Here is a 19,188-nt window from a genome sequence, read left to right on the forward strand (position 1 = left end):
TCTCCAGCCTCATGCGGTGGGCAGGTACGAGTTGTCCAGCCAGTCGGCGGGATCAGCGCCGTCCTGGATCATCCCGGCATCCACGAGCTCGGCATATCCCTCGGCCCAGTACCCCTCGTCCGAGGTCAGCAGCGGCTGGGTGCCGTTGGCCGTCCACAGGTCGCGGGCCTGGCGCAGGGATTCCGTGGCGACCTCGTCCTCGTCGAGCGAACCGAAGGAGTACTTGGACCGCATGGTGGCGATGGTCTTCTCGAAGGACTCGTCCTCGACGAATTCCTGGACAGCGTCATGGATCGCGGCCATGTACGCCTTGATCTCGTCGCCGTGCTCTTCCAGGGTCTGCGTGGTGGCCGTATAGATCTGGGAGTCGGCGCGGACCGCGTCACCCGCGTCGAAGGCCAGTGCCTCGTTCGGGAACTGCCGCTGGGTGATGATCGACTGGTCGATGCTGACCATGTAACCGGCGATGTCCCCGCGCTTGACCAGCTCGAAGGTGCCGGGGCCGAGGCCGACGACCTGCCGGGGAACATCGTCCGGGTTGAGCCCTGCCTTGTGCAGCATCAGCGACAGGGACTTGTCACTGGTGCCGCCCTCCGAGGGAACCCCGATGGTCTTGCCGATGAAGTCCTCGGGCTTCTCCAAGGGGCTCGCCGTGGAGTACAGGGTACGGATCGACGAACCGCGGACGATGGTGCCGACGTTGACGAGGGGCTGCCCGTCCGCGGCAGCCGTCATGAGATCGATGGCTCCCACGCGCGTCAGGGGCCCGACCCCGGCCACGAGCGTCTGAATCGCCTGCGGTGATCCCTTGGTGGACTGGAAGGTGACCTTCAAGCCGTGGTTCTCGAAGTGGCCACCCGCGTCGGCGAGGAGTTCAGGGGCCACCGAGAGGGTCTCCATCGGCAGGTAGCTCAGGTAGGTGAACGGGTTCGCTGCCGTTGCGCCACCGCTGGCGCCACCGGCCGCGCTACTGCTCGCCTCATTGCCACAGCTGGTCAGGACACCCGTCATGCCGAGCGCACCCAGTCCGAGGGCTCCGGCGAGAAACCCGCGCCGATTGACCTGGGACGTGAAGGAGGGGGATTTCAGGGACATCGTTGGCTCCTTGTTCGGGGTATCACTGAACGTGACTCTGCCAACGGGCCAACGGCCTGCTCTACATCAATCCCACTGAGTGAGATCTACATCACAGTGCGGTCGTCACGTGGGACATGCCGGCTGGAGGATCGACAGGGATCGGGTGATCGCCAGTGCGGTCGTCTGCACGGCGTGAGCCATGGTGAGTTCCTTCAGGCTGCCCAGCGGCGTGTTCACCGACACGGCGGCGACCACCTGACCGTGGGCATCCCGGATCGGGGCTGCCACCGAGATCGCATCCATGACCACTTGGCGGTCACTGACCGCGAACCCCCGGGAGCGGGCCGAGGCCAATGACCTGCGCAGCACCCCAGGGCTCTTGACCGTCAGGGGCGTTCGCTGCTCCAGGTCGCCCGCCAGGTACTCCTCCTGGAACTCCGCCGGAGCGTGGGCGAGCAGGATCAACCCCACCGAGGTCACGTGCAGGGGGTAGTGGCTCCCGATGTACGGACGTGCGTTCCGGGAACGCCAGTGCGACATCCGCTCGATGAAGACCGCGTGCCCCCCTTCACGGACGGCGAGGTGCACCGGGTGGCCCGTGATATCCATCAGGTCCCGCATGAAGGGCAGCGCTGCCTGCTGCACACCACCGGACCGGGGCGCATGGGAGGCCACCTCCCACAGCCACAGGCCGACGTGGTAGCGGTGGTCCGCGCCCACCTCGAGCACCCCCTCCTCGACGAGAGAACGCATGATCCGGTGGCACGTCGAGGCCGGCAAGCCGGTCCGCGCACTGACCTCCGTCGCCGTCAGTTCTTCCGATCCTCGTTCGAAGGCACGGAGAATGCCCACGATCCTCGACAGCATGCTTCGCTGGTCCTGGCCAGACACAGCTCCTCCTCACGGGTCAGGCCCCCGCCCCGAACTCACGATAACCCCGCCCTCCCGTGGAGCCGGTCCGCCACCCCTGGCACCATCACGCCGACAGAGGAGTGCGACCACCTGGTCCGGATCGCCCGGGCTGCTCCCCCACCGTCACCGAACCGTGTCCTGAGGCCGTGCGGCCGGCGGGATGCGGCACCGAACCGCAACCGAACAGGCACCGCTCCGCGCTGTCCGTTTCCTTCGGTCCCCGGGCACACTTCTGCTACCTGGCGCCGGATCCCCCCGGAGCCTGCGGAGATAGAGCATCGTCATGAAGAAAGCGCTCGTGGCCCTCGCCTCGGCCGCCCTGGCCCTGGGGACGCTCGCCGGGACCAGCGTGAGCGCACCGCCACCGAGCGAGGCCGCCTATTGCGGGATCACGTGGGGTTCGCAGCCCCAGGCCACCGCCACCGCGTCCGGCGAGGCCTGGTTCTCCCCGCACACGGTCAAGGGCGTGCGCAGCGGACGGCACGCGTGCTTCGACCGCTTCGTGGTGGACGTGCGCGGGCCGGCGATCTGGCACCAGGTGCGGTACGGCCCCGTCCGGGACGGCGACGGCCGGACCCTGTCCCTGCGGGGCGCCGCCGACCTGCAGGTGTTCTTCACCAACCCGTCCACCACCAGCGCCGGCACGCTCACCTGGACGCCGGGCAACACCCGGGAACTGCGCGTCGTCTCCGGCTACCGCACGTTCCGCCAGGTCGCCCTCGCCTCCCACCACCGGGAGACGGTCACCGGGGAGTCCGACGGGCAGCTGCGCAGCCACGACGAGGCCTACACCTCGATCGGCCTGGGCGTGCGCGCCCGGTTGCCGTTCCGCGTCTTCCAGCTCGAGGGCCCCGGCGGCGGCTCCCGGCTGGTCGTCGACGTCGCCCACCGCTGGTGACGCCCCCTCGGCCACGCAGGAGCCGGCCCACACCCCGCGGGCCACGACTCCGGAAAGTTCCACCAAAGACAGACCCACCACAGACAGAGAAGGACACCGTCATGAAGAAGCCGTTCGCCGCAATAGCCACCGCCGCCCTGGCCGTCGGGCTGGGACTGGGCCTGGGGGTCACGGCCCCACCGCCGGCCACCGCGGCCCCCTACTGCGGCATCACGTGGGGATCCGCGGCCAAGACCCGGGCCATCGAGTCCACCGCCCAGATCACCGGCGTCCGCACCGGACGCCACACCTGCTTCGACCGGATGGTCGTGGACCTGCGGTACAAGGTCAAGGGCTATGACGTCCGCTACGGCCGCGTCTACACCGAGGGCCAGGGCGAGTACGTCCCGCTCACCGGCACGGACATCCGGATCATCGTCAAGGCCCGGACCTACACGGACTCCGGGCGGGCCACCTATGCCCCGGCCGACTGGGACCACGTGGCGGACGTGGACGACCACCGGACCTTCCGGCAGGTCGCCTACGCCGGCAGCTTCGAGGGCCAGACCACCTTCGGGCTGGGCGTGCGTGCCCGGCTCCCCATGCGCGTGATGATCCTGGACGGTCCCGGCACGGGCTCGCGCCTGGTGATCGACGTGGCGCACCGGTGGTGATGCCCGCGGATCCCCGACGATGACGGCGTGGCACGGACCGTTTCCCAAGCTAGCCTCGGACCATGCTCCAGGGATTCAAGGAATTCATCATGAAGGGCAACGTGCTCGATCTGGCCGTTGCCGTCATCATCGGTGCCGCCTTCGGCGCCGTCGTCACCGCACTCGTCGACTCGGTCTTGATGCCGTTCATCTCCGGACTGGTCGGTTCACCCAACTTCGATTCCTTCGCCGTGGTCACCTTCAACGGCAATGACATCAAGTTCGGCGTCCTGCTCACCACCATCGTCAACTTCCTGCTCGTGGCCGGCGCGGTCTACTTCGTCATCATCATGCCGATGAACAAGATCGTGGAGGCCCGAAACCGCAAGCTGGGCATCACCCCGGCCGCCGAGGAGGTCCCGGAGGACGTCAAGCTCCTCACCGAGATCCGCGACGCCCTGACCTCACCCACGGGCGCGACCGGTCGCCGCGCCCACACGGAGGGCATCGCGGACACCCCGCCGTCCTGATCCCGCCCGGCCGACCTGAGCCACAGCGCCGGCCGTCCCTTCGACCCCGTTCCTCCTCCATCCGGCCCACCCCGCACCGTCCCGATACACCCCTGATACCTCTCGTCCCTCCCCCGGACCCGGGAGCGCCGCAGACACCTGCGGCGCTCCCGGCGTCTGACAAGGCCGTTGGTCACAGGTTCCGCACAGGCGTGACCTACGGGAGACCTAGACGCCGGTGGTGGTCTGGTACCTGCACCAGATCACGCGACGATCCCGCCCCCGGGGGAGTCGCCTCACGGACGAGGAACACCGATGAGCACGCATGAGGCATCCCAGGACGCCGCTGTCTCCCCCCTGGCACCCCCCGCACCCCGGCGCACCGGACGGCTGATCGGCATCGACGCTGCCCGCGGCCTGGCGCTGATCGGGCTGATCGCCATCCACATCTTCCCGGACGAGACCGACGCCGGTGATCCCACCCTGGCCTGGAACCTGTTCTCCGGTGACTCGGCCGCGCTGTTCGCCCTCCTGGCCGGCGTCGGACTGGCCTTCAGCACCGGCGGGGCCACCCCGCACCGGGGACGGCAACTCGCCGCGGACCGTCTGGGCCTCGTGGCCCGGGCCCTGGTGATCGGCGCCATCGGCCTGGTGATCTCGGCCATCCTGCCCTGGGACCCGCCGGCGAACAACATCCTGACCTACTACGCCGTGTTCTTCCTGCTGACGATCCCGTTCCTGCACCTGCGGACCCGCGCGCTCTTCCTCAGTGCCGCCGCCTTCGCCGTCATCTTCCCCATCCTGCTCCAGCAGGTGGGACCGGAGCTGCCCGAGTCCTCCGCCTGGAACCACACCGTGGTCAACCTGGTCACCGAGCCCCTCGGCACCGTCTCGGAGTTGCTGCTGACCGGCAACTACCCCGCCCTGGCGTACATGACCTACCTGCTGGTGGGCCTCGGTCTCGGCCGACTGAACCTGCGCAGCACGCGCGTCCAGGCCATGATCGCCGGTGCCGGCGCCGCGCTGGCCGCCCTGTCCCACCTGCTGTCCGCCCTCCTGCTGGGCCCCGCCGGGGGGTACAACGCGCTCCTGGCCGCCTCGGACCTGTCGGAGGATGAGCTGGACTGGACCCTGACCTTCGGCAGCGAGGAGATCCCGGACACCTCTGCCTGGTGGCTGGCCGTGGACACTCCCCACGCCAACACGACCCTGGCCATCGGAGCCAGCCTGGGCCTGGGACTGCTCGTGACCGGACTGTTCCTGCTCCTCGCCGAGCGGACCGGCCGGGTGCTGATGCCGCTGGCGGCCATGGGCTCGATGACTCTGACCCTGTACTCGGCGCACCTGATCGCCCTGGCCCCGGAGCTCCACTACGACGATCCCACCCTCTGGTTCGTCCTGCACCTCGCCGCGGCCGCCGCCTTCGCCTGGTACTGGCACCGCAGGTTCGGCCAGGGACCGCTGGAGAAGGGGGTGGCGACCGTCGCCCGCAGAACCCGTCAGCTGGTCCTGGACCGGGAACCCGGATCCGTCGCCGCCGGGACGGCCACCACGCCCCCGTCCAGCACACCCCCCTCGGCCCGGCCCGGGGCCTGACCGGGGCCCGATCGGGTCACGACGGTGTCAGGGACCGATGCAGGGGACCCAGTCGCGGTCCGGGTCCTCGCAGGTCGGCAGGGTCATGGCGAAGAGGACCATGACGATCATGACCGCCCCGGCGGCCAGGACGCCCAGGAACAGCAGCACCTTGCTGAGGCGCGGGGTGGCCTCCTCCGGCGACAGCTCCTCGGACACCGCCTCCTCGAGATCACGGTCCTCCCCGGACGGATCCCCGTCCGGTGCGGTCGGTTCCTGCTCGGTGGTCATGCCCTGCTCATACCCGGCGCCGGGGCCGCTCAGGACAGGGCGAGTTCGCGCTTGACGATGGTGGCCAGGTCCTCGGCCTCGCGGCGGGCGACGTCCTCGTGCTCGGCCTCCACCATCACCCGGACCACGGGCTCGGTGCCCGAGGGGCGCAGCAGCACGCGGCCGGAGGCACCCAGGCGGGCCTCGGCGTCGGCGACGGCGGCCTGGACCTCGGCGTCCAGGCCCGTGCGGGACTTGTCCACGCCCTTGACGTTGACCAGCACCTGCGGCATCCGCTGCATGACCCGGGCGAGCTCGGCGAGCGTCTTGCCGGTGGCGGCGAGCCGGGCCCCGAGCTGCAGGCCCGTGAGCACCCCGTCCCCGGTGGTGGCGTAGTCGGCGAAGATGACGTGGCCGGACTGCTCGCCGCCCAGGGAGTAGGACCCGTGCTTCATCCCGGCCAGCACGTACCGGTCGCCCACCTTGGTCTCCACCAGGCGCACGCCCTCGCGCTGCATCGCCAGCTTCAGCCCCAGGTTGCTCATGACGGTGACCACCAGGGTGTCGTCCTTGAGCCGGCCGGCCTCCTTGAGGGCCACGGCCATGATGCCCATGATCTGGTCCCCGTCCACCACGGTGCCGGTGGCGTCCACGGCCAGGCACCGGTCGGCGTCGCCGTCATGGGCGATGCCGAAGTCCGCCCCGTGCTCGATCACGGCCTGCTGCAGGTTCTGCAGGTGCGTGGAGCCGTAGCCGTCGTTGATGTTGATCCCGTCCGGATCGGCACCGATCACCACGATGTCCGCGCCGGCGTCCTTGAACGCCTGCGGGGAGCAACCGGCCGCGGCGCCGTGGGCGCAGTCCAGCACGACCTTCAGCCCGTCCAGCCGGTTCGGCAGGGACTTCAGCAGGTGGATCACGTACCGGTCCTCGGCGTCCGCGAACCGCTGGATCCGCCCGACGTCGGCCCCCGTGGGCCGCAGCGGGGCGCGGTCCATCTGCCGGACGATCGCGTCCTCCTGGTCGTCGGTGAGCTTCTCACCGCCGCGGGCCAGGAACTTGATGCCGTTGTCCGGGGCCGGGTTGTGCGAGGCGGAGATCATCACCCCGAAGTCCGCGTCCAGGTCCCCCACGAGGAAGGCCGCGGCCGGGGTGGGCAGCACGCCGGCGTCATAGACGTCGACGCCGGCACTGGCCAGTCCCGCCTGCACGGCGGCGTTCAGGAACTCGCCGCTGATCCGGGGGTCCCGGGCCACCACCGCGGTCGGCCGTCGGCCGGCCGACACCTCGTGCCCGAGGACCGCGGCGGCGGCCTGGGACAGTTGCATTGCCAGTTCGACGGTCAGCTCTCCGTTGGCCAGGCCGCGGACGCCGTCAGTTCCGAATAATCTGCTCATCACGGTGGATTCTATGCCCCCGGGAATGAGTTTTCCGTGTCATGTCGCTGTGGTGCGGCGTTCCGCGTCCCACGGGGCGGCGCGGGGGCCGATGCGGTGGCGGGCGCGGGGACCGGCGCGGGGACCGGCGAGGTGGCAGGCGCGGTGGCCGGCGCGAGCGCGAGGAGGACCAGCACGGCGCAGATGACGGCCAGCCCGGTCCAGCCGAGGGGCGTGAGCCGCTCCCCCACGATCACGACCGCCAGCACCGTGGCGACGGCCGGTTCGGACAGCGTCACGGTCGTGGCCGTGCTGGCGGGCACCCGGCTCAGGCCGAACCCGAACAGCAGGTACCCCAGGAACATCGGGACCAGCGCCATGTACCCGGCCACGAGGAACGCCGGGGTGGAGGCCACGAGGGAAGCCCCGGTGAGGACGAGGACCGGCATCAGCAGCAGGCCGCCGGCGCCGAACACCGCTCCCATGGACGCGGCGCGCCCGGCACGGTGGGACATCAGCCGGTGCACGGCCCAGGAGTAGACGGCGTAGGTCAGTCCGGCCACCAGCCCCAGCAGCACCCCGGCGGGTGTGGCCAGACCCGCTTCCTCCGGGCCGCCGGCCGTGGACAGGCACAGCAGGGTGCTGCCCAGCACGCCCAGGCCCGCGGCGAGCATCCACCACCGGCTCAGCGGGCGGGCCTCCACCACCCGTTCCAGGAGCCCGGAGGCCAACGGGGCCGAGGCCAGCGATACGACCGCGCCGACCGAGACACCGGCCAGGTGCATGGAGCTGTAGAACGCCAGCGGGTAGACCGCGACGGCGAGCGCGCCGAGGGCCACGAGGCCCGCGTGCCGGCGCAGCACGGGACCGGCCGCCCGCAGGGCGGGCAGGGCGATCAGGGCCTGGAGCAGTCCGCCGATGCCCAGCGCCGCCGCGCCGATGGCGAGCGGGCCGGCGTCGGGAGCGAAGGTGGCGGCCGTGCCGGTGGTTCCCCACAGCAGGGAGGTGACCGTGATGGCGGCGACCCCGGCCAATTGGGCGCGGTTCACCGCTCGTCCAGGCCTGCGTCCGGGCGTGCGTCCAGCACGGCCGCGGCGATGCGGCGGGCGCTGAGCAGCAGGTCGGCGCGGCCCTCCAGCCCGGCACGGCTCATGGCCCCCTCGAGCAGGAAGGCCAGGTGCTCGGCCAGTTCCGGGTCCGCGGACCCGGTCTCGGCCAAGTGGCCGGCGAGGAGGGACTGCACCTGTTCCTTGTGCCGGCGCACCGCCTCGCGGCCCGGTGATCCCACCGGGAACTCCGCGGCGGCGTTGAGCAGCCCGCAGCCGCGGAAACCGTGCTCGTACGTCCCGGAGGCGTGGTCGAGGTAGGCGTCGAAGACCGCCAGGACCCGGTCCCGTGGGCAGTCGGCCTGCGCCACGCGCGCCCGGTAGAGCTCCAGCCACTCCTCGTGCCGCGCGGTGACGTAGGCCCGCGTCAGCTCCTCCTTGGAGGAGAAGGTGTTGTAGAGGCTCTGCTTGGCGACCCCGGCCTCGGCGATGACCGCATCGATCCCGGTCGCGTTGATCCCCCGGGCGTAGAACAGCCGGGACGCCGCCGCCAGCAGGCGGCCGCGCACCGACGTCGCCTCGGTCCCCCGCGCCTCAGTCCCCGGTGGTATCCCTCCGGTCATGACCCCTCTCCCTTCGCTCGGTAGACAGATCATTCTAGTGGGGTCGCGGCACCGGTGCGAAGCCGCGTTCGGGGGCCACCGGTGGGCCGCGCTCCGACTCCTGCCGATCCACCTGGTCCGGACCCTGTTCACCGCTGCGGGACGGGAGTACCGTTCCTGCACGAGGGGTCTTCGGGTGATGGGAGCGAGACATGCTGGAGACACTGGACCAGTGGGTCGAAGGGTCCGCCTACGAGCGGTTCATGGGCCGGTGGAGCCGCAAGCTGGCACCGGCGTTCCTCCAGTGGCTGCAGCCCCCGCCCGCAGCCGACTGGCTCGAGGTGGGGTGTGGCACCGGGGCGCTCACCTCGGCCATCGTCGCCGAGTCCGCACCCGCGTCGGTGGTGGCCTGCGATTCCTCCGAGTCCCTCCTCGACTACGCCCGGGAGCACGTGCGTGATGACCGAGTGCGGTTCGTCCTGGCGTCCGTTCCGGACCTGCCCGAGCGCGACGGCGGGTACACGAGCGTCACCTCCATGCTGGCGCTGAACTACTTCCCGGACCCGGCCGCCGCGGTGCAGCGGATGATCGAGCTCACCGCGGGACCGGACTGCCTGGTCTCGGCCTGCGTGTGGGACTACGGGGAGAACATGCAGATGCTGCACTACTTCTGGAAGGCCGCCGCCGCGGTGGACCACCGGGCCCGGGAGTTCGACGAGGGCCACCGGTTCGGCCACTACCGTCCCGCCACCCTGGACCCCCTGTTCCGCGGGCCGGGACTGCGGGGCATCCGCTGCGAGCCCCTGCGCATGCACACCGTGTTCGCCGGCTTCGACGACTACTGGCAGGCCCTGCTCCACGGCACGGGACCGGCGCCGACGTTCCTGGCCTCCCTGGACGAGGACCAGCGCGCCGAGGTGGCCCGCCGGCTCCGGAAGCACCTGCCCGGCCGCACGCTGACCAGGATCACGCTGACGGCCCGGGCCTGGGCCATCCAGGGCACCACGCACTGACGGACTGCCCTCAGACGGCCCTCGGAGGGGGCCGGGTCCCGGCCGTCCTGTCCGCACCGGTGCGGGCGGGACGGCCGGGATCCGGGCTGCGCGGGCCGGGTGACGTGGGCTGGGCGCCGGGATCCGGGCGGCGTGGTCCGGGTGGGATCTCAGGACCGTCCGGCCCAGCCCATCGTGTAGAGCCGCGCCAGGCGGTTCCGCACCCCGACCGCGAGCGCGGCGCGCACGGCGGCATCCCGCACGCGGCACGCCGCCGGGGACATCGGCCGGCCCAGCAGCATGTTGGCCTCCGCCTGCCGTGCGGCGATCCGGGCCGCGCGCCGCCGTCGAGCATCGAACCGGGCGAATCCGGGGTGGTCCTCCAGCCGGCCGGCGGGGTGGTCGCCCGCGGAGTGATCGTCCGCGGGGCGCGGTCCCGGGTGTCCGGGGCCATCGCGGGCCGGGTCTTGGAGCAGGTCCTGGAGCAGGGGTGCGAGCGCGAGCGCGTCGAGCCACCCCAGCGTCATCCCCTGCCCGCCGATCGGGCTGATGCCGTGCGCGGCATCCCCGGCGAGCACCGTCCGGCCACTGACCATCCGTGCGGCCAGCCGGCGCTGCACCGTGAAGGCGCTGAGCATGGTGGCCGTGTCCGGATCCGGGGCCAGGCCGATCCGCTCGAACGCCCGCTGTGCCAGGTCCCCGGCGCGTTCGGGCACGCGCTCGCGGCCGGTGTGCACCACCCAGCGCCGCCGCCCGCCCGGCAACGGGAACCGCTCGACCACCCCGTCCCGGTGCAGGTGGATGTGTGCGACCGGCTCGGCGTCGGGATCGTCGAAGTCACCCATCAGGTAGTGGTCGCCCCAGTTCCGCGCCGTGCTCCCGACTCCGGCCAGCTCGCGGACCCGGCTGCGCGTGCCGTCCGCGCCGATCACCACCCGGGCCTCCCACTGCTCCTCCGTGGCGCCGGCGCGGGCCACCACGGTGACGCCACCGCCGGACTGCTCCAGACCGATGACCTCCCGCCCACGGCGCACCGTCCCGGGGGCGAGCTCCTCGAGCCGGGCGGCCAGCAGCCGTTCGGTGTTCACCTGCGGCAGGGTGAGCACGAACGGGAACCGCGCGTCCACCCGGCCCAGGGAGAGCTCCCCCAGCAGGGATCGGTGTCCTATGCCGTCGCCGTACCCGACGCCGCTGCGCACCCGTACCCCCGCGTCCACCGCGGCCTCGGCCATCCCGAGTGCCTCGAGTGCGTGCAGGGCCGGCGGGTGCAGGCCGATCGCGCGCGAGTGCTCCGCCGGACGGGGCCGCCGCTCCAGCACCACGACGTCGACTCCCCGCGCGGCGAGCAGTCCGGCGAGGAACAGCCCCGTCGGCCCCGCACCGACGACCAGGACCTCAGTCCGCACCCGGGCCCGCCGCGTCCGGGGCATCCGCGTTCGGGTGATCCATGTTCGGGGCATCCGTCTCCGGGTTCCTTGCGTGCCGCCCGGCCGCGTCCCAGATCGCCAGGTTCCGCCACGGCACCTGCGCCTGCACCCGCCAGCCGGGCCGCACCGCCGCGGCGAGCTCCGTAGGGGTGTAGCTGCGCCGGATCGAGGCCAGCCCGTCGGCGCGGATGTACGAACGGGGGAAGAACGGGAGCGTGCCGGCGGAGAACAGCGCGTAGGCGGCCGGGGCGCGGCGGATGTCGCTGTGGACCGCCCGGACGGTGGCCAGCGCCTCGGAGTCGGCCAGCACCGCGTCGAGCTGGCCGGGGTCCAGGTGGTGCAGCAGGTGGTTGGAGATCACGACGTCGAACCGCCGCCCCTCCCGGACCAGGTCACCGCTCAGGGCCCGCAGGATCTCCAGCCCCTCCTCCGGCCGGCGCGCGCTCGCCCAGGCGTGCGCCCGCGCGTCGGGGTCCACGGCGGTGACGCGCACGGTGAACCCGTCCCGGCGGGCCCGGTGCAGCAGGGCCCGGGCCACGTCCCCGCCCCCGGCGCCGATGTCCAGGACGGTGACCGGCACGGCGCCCCGGTCCGGCGCCGCTGCCCCGCCGGTCCGGGCCGCCGCCTCGTCCAGGGCCGGGCGGATCAGGGTGCGGTAGGTGAGCTGCCAGCCGGCCACGACCGTGTTGACGGCCCGGAACCCCGCGTAGGTGCGGTGCAGGGCGGCCAGGTCGCAGTCGGGGCTGTCCATCTGCTCGGGCACCTCGGGGCGGCGGACGGAGAGGTCCGGCACGCCCGGCAGCGTGATCCTCCGGTGCGCGGACGCGGCGCTCATGCCCGGGTCATCAGGGCCGACTCCACGGTCAGGCCGGGGCCGAAGGCCATCGCGCAGACCCGCTCCCCCGCCTCGCCGGGGGAGTCCATGATCTGCTGCAGCACGAACATCACGGTGGCCGAGGACATGTTCCCGAAGTCGCGCAGCACCTCGCGGGCCGGGCACAGCTGCTCCACGCTGAGCCCCAGCCGGGCCTGCACCTTGTCCAGGATGGACCGGCCACCGGGGTGGATGGCCCAGTGCTCCAGCTCCGCGTAGGGGCGGGCGGCCAAGTCCGGATCGGTGGCCAGCAGCGGCTCCAGGGCGGAGGTGATGTGCTCGTCGATGATGTGCGGGACGTAGGTGCCCAGGATCATCTCGAAGCCGTTGTCCCCGATGTTCCAGGCCATGGCCTCCTCCCCCACCGGGGTCAGCACCGTGGCGAAGGCGTCCAGGCGCAGCCCGCGCGGCCGCGACGGGCCGGAGCCGCCGGTCTCGGTGGGCCCCGAGGTGGCTGAGGTGTCTGCGGTGGCTGCGGTGGCTGCGGTGTCCGCCGTGACCACCGCGGCGGCCGCGCCGTCCGAGAACAGGGACGCCCCCACGATCGTGTCCTGGTCATTGCCCAGCCGCACGTGCAGCGTGCACAGCTCCACGCTCACCACCAGCACGACGGCGGACGGGTCCGCCTCGCAGACCGCCGCGGCCTCGCGCAGGGCCGGCAGGGCGGCGTAGCAGCCCATGAAGCCGATGTGGGTCCTCTTGGTGGTGGCGGGCAGCCCGAGCCGGCGCACCAGCTGGTAGTCCGGGCCCGGGGAGAAGAACCCGGTGCAGGAGACGGTGATGACGTGCGTGACGTCCTCGGGCCCCAGGTCCGGACAGGACTGCAGCGCACCGCGGCCGGCCTCCTCGTAGAGGTCGGCGGCGTGCTGGGTGTAGACGAGGTTGCGGGTGCCCGTGCTGGGATTGAGCACGTGGCCGGTGGCCGGGTCGAAGAAGGTGCCGATCGGCCCGCTGGCGCCGCGGCCGGCGTCGCGCCAGTCCTCCACCACGGTGTGCCGGCGCTCGATGCCCGAGGCGTTGAACGCGGCCGGGACCAGCCGCTGCCCCAGCCGGTTCAGTCCGGGCTGGGCGACCAGCACGTCCCGGACCATCTCCTGTTCCAGCACGATGGGAGGGACGGCGGTGTGCAGGGACCGGATCAGAGCAGGCATGCCTCATCGTGACAGCCCCCACGCCTCGGGCACAACCACCGCGTACGAACCACCCGGACGCGCAGCCCGCCCGAACGGCTCGCAGGAGCAGCCCGGGCGACCGTTGCGCGGGAACGTCCCGGCGGGAGGCCGGTCAGAGCCCGTAGTGGCGGGCGGCCTCCAGGGCCTCCTCGGACGTCGAGGCACCGAGCTTGGCGTAGAGGCTGCGCAGCTGCCCCTTGATGGTGTTCTCGGCACGGAAGGTCGAGGTGGCCATCTGCTTGCGGGTCATGCCCTCCCGCAGCATCCGCAGCACCTCCTGCTCGCGCGGTGTCAGCTCCGGGACGACCTCCTGGTCGGCCCCGGCGGGGTTGGTCACGGCGGCGATCCGGGCGGCCTCGTCGTCGTCGATCATGCCGAGGCGGGCGAAGACCGGTGTCCAGCCGAAGGGATGGAAGTAGGCCAGGTCCGCCAGTTCGGCACCCTGGCGGGCGATGAGGGGCAGCTGGCGCAACACGGACTCGTCCGCCGTGTCCGGCGTGGCCTGGGCCCGGGCGATGACCTCGGCCAGGTCCGCCAGGGCGCGGTGCCGCATGTTGGTGCGCTCCGGTTCGTGCAGGGCCCGCAGCGCTCCGTCGAAGTCCTGCTTCCACAGGCAGCGCATTGCCTCGAGGTTGGCGAGCATCGGGTTGTGGTCCCAGTCCGGCACCGCCCCGCCGCGACCGCCGACGAGCGTGGCCAGGTTCGAGACCTCGCGGAGGAGCCGGTCCGCCAGCGGCGCCCGGCAGGCGTAGGGCCGCTGCTGCCGCCACTCCTCGATCCGGTGTTCGGCCTCCCCCAGGCGCCCGTCCAGCGTGAGGGAGTACGCGATGGCGCTGGCGTGAGCGGCCCAGAACTCGTTGGAATCCGGCTCGAACGGGAGCTCAGCCAGCAGCTGCCGGGCCGTGTCGTGCTCGAGTTCGGCCGTCGCCACGTGGATCCGGGCCAGGATGGCCGCACGGGCCAGCATGGGACGGCCCCACCGCACGGCGGCGAGCGGTTCGTCCACCTTCTCGAGCCACCGCCGGGTCTGGTACAGGTTGCCCATGTGCGCCGAGAGCAGCGCGAGCTTGCCGGCGGCATCGGCCTTGACGAAGTCCACCTCACCGCTGCTGCCCCAGAAATAGGCGGCCTCATAGGCTGCCTTCGCCTCGACCTGCCGATCGGCCAGGTGCAGCGCGATGCCGGCCTGCAGGTCGGCGAATCCCGCGACCGCGGGGCGGACCCGCAGGCTGTCCACGGCGGCGTCCACCGTCGCCCGGACCCGCTGTGCCGCCTCGGCCGCCTCCGCGAAGTGCCCGGACAGCCGCAGGTGCGCCAGTTCGGCGATGCCCAGGGTCAGCGTCCTGCGGTCCGGCTCGAGCGGCATCCGCGCCGTGCGGACCCGCAGGCGTTGCGCGGTCTCGTCCCGGGCGTAGTCCGGCCTCGTGACGGCCGGCATGAAGTCCATGCCGTCGGCCCGGGTCACGGCCATGAGCCGGGAGACGATCCCGGTCGCACCGAGACCGGAGATGACGTGGCTGGGCAGCCGGCCGACGGCCTGTGCGAGCATCGGTGCGTTCCGCATGTACAGGTCCACCCAGTGGTCCAGGATGAGCCCCTCCAGGCGTTTCCACGCCCGGTCCCGCAATGCCGTCTCCACGGCGGTCTCCACCCCCACGTTCAGGGTGGTGGCGTCGACCGCGGCCTCGCCAAGCTCGCGGGCCCGCTGCGGGTCCGCGTCGATGACCGACATCTGCAGCGCCTCCCGGACGAGCGTGGGCATCCGCCGCTGACCGTCCGAGCACCGCACCACCAGTCCCAGCTCCTGCAACTGCTGCAGTGAGGGCCCGGCGCCGGGCCCCGCGGGGTGGGCGCTGAACGCCGCCAGGATCTCCTCCGTGAACTCGGGCAGGAACGCCGCCATCTGCACGACCTCCCGGTCCTCGCGCCCACCGAGCCAGCGCATCAGCGAGGACATGACCGCCAGCTTCGCCGCGTGGTTGCCCAGCGGGTCGTCCAGGAGGATCCGCACCGCCCGCAGCCAGCCGCCGGTCCGGGTGTGGATCTGCAGCGGCGTCAGCGGCTTCGGCGAGTGGCCGTTGGTGGCCGCCCGCCGGGCCAGCTGCGCGGACGCCTGGCCCCTCAGGGGGACCTGGACCGGCACGCCGGCCGGCTGGCGCGCCGGATCGGGGGCACCGTAGGCCTCGATCTCGTCCACGGTCAGCAGCACGTCGTCCGGCCCCGCCAGCCGCGTGGGGAAGGCGGCCGCGAGCGCGGCCACGGGCACCTCGTGCCCCCCGACGACGGCGACCCGGCCGCCGTCGGGATCGTCCAGGAGTGAGCCCACCCGGTCGATGAACGCCTGCACCTCACCGCCGGACTGCTCCCAGGAGAAGATGCGCCGGCGCACCTCCGGGCCGTACAGCTCCCCCAACGGGCCGTGTGCGGCACCCCGTGCCGGAGCGACACCCGGTGCCGGAGCGACACCCGGTGCCGGAGCGACACCCGGTGCCGGAGCGACACCCGGTGCCGGAGCGACACCCGGTGCGGGAGCGACGCCCGGTCGCGCGGCCGGGCGGCTGTCACCGGGCCCTGCAACCAGGCGGCCGTCGTCGGGCCGTCCGGAGGTGGACGCCGGGGCGGGCGTGCGGGCGGACGCGGGAGGGGGCGCTGCGGTGGGCTCGTGCGCGGGCTCTGAGTCGGAGGTGGGCGCAGAGGCGGACTCGGAGGTGGGCTCGGGAGCGAATGCACGGGTGGCGGCCGGGACGGACCCGTACGCGGCGACCCAGCCGGCGGCCAGCCAGGGCGCCCCGGTGCCCATCGGGGCGCGGACGATGAGCAGCCGCTCCTCGCCGGAGGGCGTCCGGAGGAACCGGTTGAGGGCCGGGTGGGAGGCTCCGAGGTCTTCGAAGAGTGGGGTCGGCGTCATCGGCTCGGGTCCGGGATCAGTCATTCCGCTGGCGGATCTGCGCTAGTGGCACGGGGAAAGACCAGCGTGTCACAGGCCTGCGGCGGATGTCCCGGGGTGGTCGACCGGTGGGGTCCGCGCCTCCGGAGCGACCAGCGCCACCCGGCCAGAGGTCCCGGCCGGCGCAGCCCGGTGAGACGCCCACTCCGGCGCATCCCGGCGAGAGGTCCCGGACGGCGCAGCCCGCCGAGACGTCCGCTCCGGTGCCACCCGGCAAGACGCGTGCGCCTGGTTGCGGATAGATCGAGCCGACCCCCATGAGATTCCCCCTCCACGTCGGTGTTCGCATCGTACGCCGGACCGGGGACGACGTGACATCACACACGTCATGTTGGTGTCCCCTGCCTCGTCGCAGGCCACCTCTGAGGCGTGGATCACGACTTCTGTAGGCTGGTCACCACTGTCACATCACGCCCGCCGTCCCGCCGATCCGTTCGGGAGTCCGGCCGGCCTCGCACCGCTCCCGCCGCACCCACCACGGCGGGGAGGAGACACAGAAGAAGGGGACATCCTTGTGAGATCCATCCAGAACAGGCCTGCCCTGGCGGTGATCGTCGCACTGGCCGCGCTGGTCTTCGGCGGCGCCTCGCTCTCGGGCGCCACCACCCTGGCGACCGCACCGTCGGCCGCTGCGGCGACGCCCGCGGGATCCGGCCAGACCTACACGATCGCCACGGACACCACGTTCGCGCCCTTCGAGTTCCGCGACTCCTCCGGGGAGCTGACCGGCATCGACATCGACATCATGGAGTCGATCGCCGAGGACCAGGGATTCGAGGTCGAGTGGCAGTCCCTCGGCTTCAACGCCGCCCTGCAGGCCGTGCAGTCCGGCCAGGCCGACGGCGTGATCGCCGGCATGGGCATCACCGACGAACGCCGCGAGATCTTCGACTTCTCCGAGCCCTACTTCACGGGCACCCTGACCCTGGCCGTGAACGAGGGCGACGAGGGCGAGATCACCGGCTTCGAGTCCCTCGAGGGCAAGACCCTGGCCGTGAAGACCGGGTCCCTGTCCGAGGAGGAGGCGAAGGCGAACCAGGAAGAGTTCGGCTTCGAGCTGCTCCCGCTGGACCAGACCACCACGATGGTGGAGTCCGTGAAGTCCGGCAACGCCGATGCCCTGATGGACGACTACCCGATCATCGCCTACGGCGTGGAGCAGGGCTCCGGCCTGGTCACGGTCGGTGAGCAGATCCCCACGGGTGACTACGGCTTCGCCGTCAACAAGGGCGACAACGCCGAACTGCTGGCCATGTTCGACGCCGGCCTGGCCGAGTTGCAGGCCTCCGGCGAGTACGACGAGATCGTGAACCGCTACCTGGGCGGCGAGGGCGAGGACGACGGGGTGGACCGCTCCACCTTCTGGGGCCTGCTCGTCACCTCGTTCCCCGCCCTGATGTCCGGCCTGGGCAACACCCTGCTGGTCACCGCCATCTCCTTCGCCCTGGCCATGGTGCTGGGCCTGCTCTTCGGGTTCATGAAGATCGCCCGCAATCCCGTTCTGCGGGGCATCGCGGTCACCTTCATCAGCATCTTCCGCGGCACCCCGATCCTCGTCTGGGCGTTCTTCTTCTACTTCGGCCTGCCGCAGCTGATCGGCACCAACGTCAACATCTGGGTGGCCGGCGTGCTGACGCTGACGCTCAACGGTGCGGCGTACATCGCCGAGATCGTCCGCGGCGCCGTCCAGTCAGTGGACCCCGGCCAGATGGAGGCCTCGAGGTCCCTGGGCCTGGGCTACGGCAAGTCCATGCAGCGCGTGGTGCTGCCGCAGGCGTTCAAGATGATGACGCCCTCGTTGATCAACCAGCTGGTCATCATGCTCAAGGACTCATCCCTGCTGCTGGCCATCGGCTTCGCCGAGCTGCTCTACCAGGCCCAGCAGATCTACGCCGCGAACTTCCGCGTCACCGAGGTGCTGCTGATCGTGGCCGTCATCTACTTCGTGGCCATCACGCTGCTCACCCAGCTCGCCAACTACGTGGACAGGAAGGTCAACAAATGAGCACCCAGGCCGTAGAGAGCACCGGCGGGACCGCCCCGAGCCGCAAGGTCGTGGTGGACGTCCAGGACCTCACCAAGTCCTTCGGCGACCACGAGGTGCTCAAGGGCATCACCGGGCAGATCCACGAGGGCGAGGTGCTGTGCGTCATCGGCCCCTCCGGCTCCGGCAAGTCCACCTTCCTGCGCTGCCTGAACCGGCTCGAGGAGCCCACGGGTGGCACCGTGCGGGTCGGTGACTTCGACCTCACGGACCCGAAGGTGGACATCAACAAGGTCCGCCGCCACATCGGCATGGTGTTCCAGCAGTTCAACCTGTTCCCCCACATGACCGTGGCGGAGAACATCATGCTGGCCCCCACCGAGGTCAAGAATGTCTCCAAGGCCGAGGCACGGCAGACCGCCGAGCGGCTGCTGGACCGTGTGGGACTGAAGGACAAGGCCGACGCGCGGCCGGCGTCGTTGTCCGGTGGCCAGAAGCAGCGCGTGGCCATCGCCCGGGCGCTGGCCATGAGCCCGCAGATCATGCTCTTCGACGAGGCGACCTCCGCCCTCGACCCCGAGATGGTGGGCGAGGTGCTGCAGGTCATCCGCGACCTGGCCGTGGAGGGCATGACCATGGTGCTGGTCACCCACGAGATGGGCTTCGCCCGCGAGGTGGCCGACCGGGTGCTGTTCATGGACCACGGGAAGATCGTGGAGGTCGGCCCGCCGGAGCAGATCTTCGACAACCCGCAGCAGCCGCGACTGCAGGAGTTCCTCTCCAAGGTCCTCTGACCGGGCAGGGCGTTGCGCAATACGGCACGGCTCCGTAGGTTAATAGGTAAGCCTTACCTCATTCGAGGATCCCGAGGCGTCCCCGACCCGACGGAGTCCCC

At 71.6% G+C, this 19,188-nt stretch carries 17 protein-coding genes; 7 read left to right on the plus strand and 10 right to left on the minus strand.

From position 1 onward, the window contains the following. Nucleotides 1–9 precede the first annotated feature (9 nt). Entirely contained in the window at nt 10–1,095 is a 1,086-nt protein-coding gene (locus GGQ69_RS09490; RefSeq protein WP_221243381.1) for an ABC transporter substrate-binding protein, read from the minus strand. 105 nt (nt 1,096–1,200) lie between these two features. Next, nucleotides 1,201–1,944, minus strand: coding sequence for an IclR family transcriptional regulator (locus tag GGQ69_RS09495; protein ID WP_183527492.1), 744 nt, complete (start codon nt 1,942–1,944; stop codon nt 1,201–1,203). Nucleotides 1,945–2,272: 328 nt separating this feature from the next. On the opposite strand from GGQ69_RS09495, the gene GGQ69_RS09500 reads away from it, so the two are divergent. The 4 genes from GGQ69_RS09500 to GGQ69_RS09515 all read left to right on the plus strand — a co-directional run bounded on the left by GGQ69_RS09500 (nt 2,273) and on the right by GGQ69_RS09515 (nt 5,624). Beyond that, nucleotides 2,273–2,887: a hypothetical protein gene (locus GGQ69_RS09500; RefSeq protein WP_183527494.1), complete on the plus strand. Its 615-nt coding sequence runs from the start codon at nt 2,273–2,275 to the stop codon at nt 2,885–2,887. Nucleotides 2,888–2,988: 101 nt separating this feature from the next. Beyond that, nucleotides 2,989–3,540: a hypothetical protein gene (locus GGQ69_RS09505; protein WP_183527496.1), complete on the plus strand. Its 552-nt coding sequence runs from the start codon at nt 2,989–2,991 to the stop codon at nt 3,538–3,540. 62 nt (nt 3,541–3,602) lie between these two features. After that, a complete protein-coding gene (gene mscL, locus GGQ69_RS09510) occupies nt 3,603–4,049 on the plus strand; it encodes a large conductance mechanosensitive channel protein MscL (RefSeq protein ID WP_183527498.1) in 447 nt (148 codons plus the stop codon). 294 nt (nt 4,050–4,343) lie between these two features. Continuing rightward, nucleotides 4,344–5,624, plus strand: coding sequence for a heparan-alpha-glucosaminide N-acetyltransferase domain-containing protein (locus GGQ69_RS09515; protein WP_183527499.1), 1,281 nt, complete (start codon nt 4,344–4,346; stop codon nt 5,622–5,624). 27 nt (nt 5,625–5,651) lie between these two features. Here GGQ69_RS09515 and GGQ69_RS09520 read toward each other — a convergent pair whose 3' ends face one another. From GGQ69_RS09520 to GGQ69_RS09535, 4 genes are read right to left on the minus strand one after another with little or no spacing between them, the layout of a single operon-like run. Beyond that, nucleotides 5,652–5,894, minus strand: coding sequence for a hypothetical protein (locus tag GGQ69_RS09520; protein WP_183527501.1), 243 nt, complete (start codon nt 5,892–5,894; stop codon nt 5,652–5,654). 29 nt (nt 5,895–5,923) lie between these two features. Further along, entirely contained in the window at nt 5,924–7,270 is a 1,347-nt protein-coding gene (gene glmM / locus GGQ69_RS09525; protein ID WP_183527503.1) for a phosphoglucosamine mutase, read from the minus strand. Nucleotides 7,271–7,281: 11 nt separating this feature from the next. Further along, entirely contained in the window at nt 7,282–8,298 is a 1,017-nt protein-coding gene (locus GGQ69_RS09530; protein ID WP_183527505.1) for a DMT family transporter, read from the minus strand. Beyond that, the gene (locus GGQ69_RS09535) at nt 8,295–8,918 is read right to left on the minus strand and encodes a TetR/AcrR family transcriptional regulator (RefSeq protein ID WP_183527507.1); all 624 of its coding nucleotides are present in this window, start codon (nt 8,916–8,918) and stop codon (nt 8,295–8,297) included. The genes GGQ69_RS09530 and GGQ69_RS09535 overlap by 4 nt, the downstream gene beginning before the upstream one ends. Before the next feature lie 191 nt (nt 8,919–9,109). Between GGQ69_RS09535 and GGQ69_RS09540 the strand changes: the two genes are divergently transcribed. Beyond that, nucleotides 9,110–9,910: a bifunctional 2-polyprenyl-6-hydroxyphenol methylase/3-demethylubiquinol 3-O-methyltransferase UbiG gene (locus tag GGQ69_RS09540; protein ID WP_183527509.1), complete on the plus strand. Its 801-nt coding sequence runs from the start codon at nt 9,110–9,112 to the stop codon at nt 9,908–9,910. Between the two features lie 149 nt (nt 9,911–10,059). Here GGQ69_RS09540 and GGQ69_RS09545 read toward each other — a convergent pair whose 3' ends face one another. From GGQ69_RS09545 to GGQ69_RS09560, 4 genes are all read right to left on the minus strand, one after another. Beyond that, on the minus strand, nt 10,060–11,295 hold the full coding sequence (locus GGQ69_RS09545; protein WP_183527511.1) for an NAD(P)/FAD-dependent oxidoreductase: 1,236 nt from the start codon (nt 11,293–11,295) through the stop codon (nt 10,060–10,062). After that, nucleotides 11,285–12,151, minus strand: coding sequence for a class I SAM-dependent methyltransferase (locus tag GGQ69_RS09550; protein WP_183527513.1), 867 nt, complete (start codon nt 12,149–12,151; stop codon nt 11,285–11,287). The genes GGQ69_RS09545 and GGQ69_RS09550 overlap by 11 nt, the downstream gene beginning before the upstream one ends. Beyond that, nucleotides 12,148–13,341, minus strand: a complete 1,194-nt coding sequence (locus GGQ69_RS09555; protein WP_183527515.1) for a type III polyketide synthase — start codon at nt 13,339–13,341, stop codon at nt 12,148–12,150. Before GGQ69_RS09555 ends, GGQ69_RS09550 begins: the two co-directional genes overlap by 4 nt. Nucleotides 13,342–13,474: 133 nt before the next feature. Beyond that, complete coding sequence (locus GGQ69_RS09560) at nt 13,475–16,270, minus strand: helix-turn-helix domain-containing protein (protein WP_183527517.1); 2,796 nt, start codon at nt 16,268–16,270, stop codon at nt 13,475–13,477. A gap of 553 nt (nt 16,271–16,823) precedes the next feature. Between GGQ69_RS09560 and GGQ69_RS09565 the strand changes: the two genes are divergently transcribed. Then, nucleotides 16,824–18,314 (plus strand): amino acid ABC transporter substrate-binding protein/permease, encoded by a 1,491-nt coding sequence (locus tag GGQ69_RS09565; RefSeq protein WP_183527519.1) that lies wholly within the window; start codon nt 16,824–16,826, stop codon nt 18,312–18,314. Further along, nucleotides 18,311–19,087, plus strand: a complete 777-nt coding sequence (locus GGQ69_RS09570; RefSeq protein ID WP_221243383.1) for an amino acid ABC transporter ATP-binding protein — start codon at nt 18,311–18,313, stop codon at nt 19,085–19,087. The genes GGQ69_RS09565 and GGQ69_RS09570 overlap by 4 nt, the downstream gene beginning before the upstream one ends. Nucleotides 19,088–19,188 lie beyond the last annotated feature (101 nt).

The sequence above is a fragment of the Micrococcus sp. TA1 genome (assembly GCF_014199555.1).
Classification (GTDB): Bacteria; Actinomycetota; Actinomycetes; order Actinomycetales; family Micrococcaceae; genus Citricoccus.